The organism is Streptomyces sp. (genome assembly GCF_050698815.1).
Lineage (GTDB): Bacteria > Actinomycetota > Actinomycetes > Streptomycetales > Streptomycetaceae > Streptomyces.
The window spans coordinates 1-2,908 of sequence record NZ_JBOHCV010000629.1; the positions used below are offsets into that span (position 1 = coordinate 1).

At 65.5% G+C, this 2,908-nt stretch carries 4 protein-coding genes; 2 read left to right on the plus strand and 2 right to left on the minus strand.

Translation table 11 applies throughout. The features are described 5' to 3' along the window. Positions 1-291: hypothetical protein (locus ACRDP3_RS22775; RefSeq protein ID WP_431518861.1), on the plus strand; the 291-nt coding region annotated here is incomplete at its 5' end. A 29-nt stretch (positions 292-320) separates the two neighbouring features. Here ACRDP3_RS22775 and ACRDP3_RS22780 read toward each other — a convergent pair. Continuing rightward, on the minus strand, positions 321-536 hold the full coding sequence (locus ACRDP3_RS22780) for a hypothetical protein (protein WP_431518862.1): 216 nt from the start codon (positions 534-536) through the stop codon (positions 321-323). 309 nt (positions 537-845) lie between these two features. Between ACRDP3_RS22780 and ACRDP3_RS22785 the strand changes: the two genes are divergently transcribed. Further along, a complete protein-coding gene (locus tag ACRDP3_RS22785; protein WP_431518863.1) occupies positions 846-1,910 on the plus strand; it encodes a hypothetical protein in 1,065 nt (354 codons plus the stop codon). 117 nt (positions 1,911-2,027) lie between these two features. Here the strand turns inward: ACRDP3_RS22785 and ACRDP3_RS22790 are convergent, their stop codons facing one another. Further along, positions 2,028-2,747 carry an alpha/beta fold hydrolase gene (locus ACRDP3_RS22790; protein ID WP_431518864.1) on the minus strand — a complete coding sequence of 240 codons (720 nt, stop codon included), beginning with the start codon at positions 2,745-2,747 and terminating at the stop codon, positions 2,028-2,030. Between the last annotated feature and the right edge of the window lie 161 nt (positions 2,748-2,908).

Consider the following 2,908-nt stretch of genomic DNA (forward strand, 5'->3'; position numbering starts at 1 on the left):
GAATACGCGCCCGGCGATCTGGACGGGCTGGACGCACCGGAACACGTCAAGGAAGCGCTGTACCAGCGCGGCAGGCGGGTAGCGATCCAGTTGCCGTCACAGGCGTTTACCGAACCCAAAACCGACGCGGACTGGAACAAGCTCCTAACGTATTTCGTGGACAAGATTACGCTGGACGGGCCTAAAGGCGTGGAGCCAACGCTGCACTACGACGGCGTGTTGGGCCGTCCGTTCCCGCTGGCACAGGACGCTGACGGCTCATTGGTCGAAATCGAATCTCAACGTCCGTGAAGAGGAAGGTGACGATCCCCGACGGTAGATTACCCAACTTGCAACCGATCCTCCGCCGCAGCCGACAGCATCAGCCGCCAACCCTCCATCACGCCTCCCCGTCTCGCACCGCCCCACACCCGCACCGGTTCCCCCACGCCCTTCAGCGACTGCTCGCCGCGGTCCTCGACCCGTACCCCCGGCGACGTCCGCGCCAGCGAGCGCACCCGATCGCTCGCCGGCACGTACTGGATGCGCGGCTCCATGGTACCGCCAATTGTACCCCGCCAAGCCCACGGCAGTCGCAAGGATAGGAGACAGACCAGCTACTTTGCCCCCACCGCCAACGAGTCGGGCCCGGCCAGATGCGCGACCTAAGCTTCGCGGAAGCCCACGTCGCGCACCCAGGAGGAGCAGTCCGCGCCGGTCTTCAGGGCCGATATTGTTCACCACCAAGGCACAACGACACGAAGAGATATATATTTGTCCCAAATCCTTAGTGTCTTCGTGTCTTAGTGGTTAGCATCATCCGCGAATTCATCACCCTGACCTCGGCGACCGGGCGGGAGAATCCCGTGGGGTATCACCCCTGCCAGGGCCTGTACTGGACCCCGGAAGGGCGTAAGCCCAAGACCGCGTTCATCGCCACTCACTACAACGTGGACTTCTCCGAGCACTATCTTGCGCCGTACATGGCGCAGCGAGGGTTCGGTTTCCTCGGCTGGAACACGCGCTTCCGCGGCGCGGAGGCGTGGTTCATCCTCGAGCACGCGTTGATCGACATCGGCGCCGGCGTCCGCTGGCTGCGCGAGGAGGCGGGCGTGGAGACGGTCGTGCTGCTGGGCAACTCCGGCGGCGGGTCTCTGATGGGGGCGTACCAGTCCCAGGCGACGGAGCCGAACATCGAGCCGGTCGCGGGAGGGACGCTGCCTCCCGCTTTCCTCGACCTCCCGGCCGCGGACCTCTACGTCTCGCTGCAGGCGCACCTGGGACGCCCGGAGGTGCTTACCGCGTGGATGGACGCATCCGTGACGGACGAGAACGACCCGCTATCCGTTGAGCCATCGCTCGACATGTACAACCCGGAGAACGGTCCGCCGTTCGACGCGGCGTTCGTCGACCACTACCGGCAGGCACAGGAGGCACGCAACGACCGCATCACGGACTGGGCGCTGTCGGAGCTGGAGCGGCTGCGCGCGTCGGGCGCGCATGACCGCAACTTCAACCTGCATCGCGTCTGGGCCGACCTGCGCATGGTGGACCCCCTTCTCGATCCGTCGGAGCGGCCGCCAAACCAGTGCTACCTGGGGGATCCTAGAACCGCGAACTACGGGCCTTACGGGATCGGGTCGTCGAACACGCTGCGCACGTGGCTCTCGATGTGGAGCCTGAGGACGTCACACTGCCGGGGAGAGCCTCACCTACGCAGGATCACGGCTCCCGCTCTCGTAATACAGAGCACAGGAGATACGGGGATATTTCCGTCAGATGCACCGCGCATATACGAGGCGCTGGCGTCCACTGACAAGGGGCTGGAAATGATCCAGGGCGACCACTACTTGACGGCGCCGTTGGAGGCGAGGGAGGGAGTGGCGGACCTGATTGCGGGCTGGGTGCGGGAGCGAGTGCCGACCGCGTAGGCTCTGCTGAAAACGTGGCACCGCTCCGTGACTAGGGATGTTTGCCCCGCCCCAGATCCCTTCGCGGCGCGGCGTGGTTCGGACAAGAGCGTGGTCGTCGCTCAGGATGACGATGCCCTACGCGTTTGCCCAGAAGGACTCAAGGGCCTGCGCGGTCTCCTTCGGGAACTGCGCCGGCCACCAGTGGCCGCCGGGGAGAGTGACCAGCTTGGCGCCCGTGCGCTCCGCCATGCGGCGGTGGATGTCCAGCGCCATATATTGGTCCTTCTCCCCGCAGATAACCATCCCGGGCGTCTTGACGCGGTCGAGGTCGGGCGCCCATTCCTTCATGTAATTCACCGCTGAGCGGTAGAGCGGGAGGACGGCGGCCTTCATGCGGTCGTCGATGCGGGCTGCGAACTCCTTGGCGACGGGCTCGGGCATGCCGTCGTTGACGAAGGCGGGCACGATCGTCTCGGGTGTCATGCCCTGCATGACGTTCTCTCCGGCGCCGGGGGTCTGCCACATCTGCGCGATCGGGTGCCAGACGTAGGCCTCGTCGATGGCGCCGGCGCCGGCGGCCCAGGTGCGCACGAGGTCCGGCCGCAGGCAGACAAAGCGCTCGACGAGCATTGCGCCCCAGTCGTGGCCCACGATATCGACCGGCTCGCCGACGTTCTCGACCTCGCCGATCAGCCAATCGAGGTACTCTTCCTTCGTCGAGCCGAAACCGGCGGGGACGTCGCGGCCGAAGCCGGGCATGTCGGGCGCGATGATGTCGGTGCGCGAGAGGTGTTGCCGGACGCCGTCCCAGAGGTGGTGGGTGTCGGGTACTCCGTGGAGCAAGAATGCGGGCATGTTCAGCTCCGTTCTAGCCTAACGGGGACGCCGTCCCATGCTTCGAGAACCTCAGCACGAACGGAAAAAGGTCTGGGACGCCGTGAAGGAGGAAGGCGGGCATGTTCAGCTCCCTTCTGGTCTCATGCCGACGCCGTCCCATCCTTCGAGAGCCTCAGGAC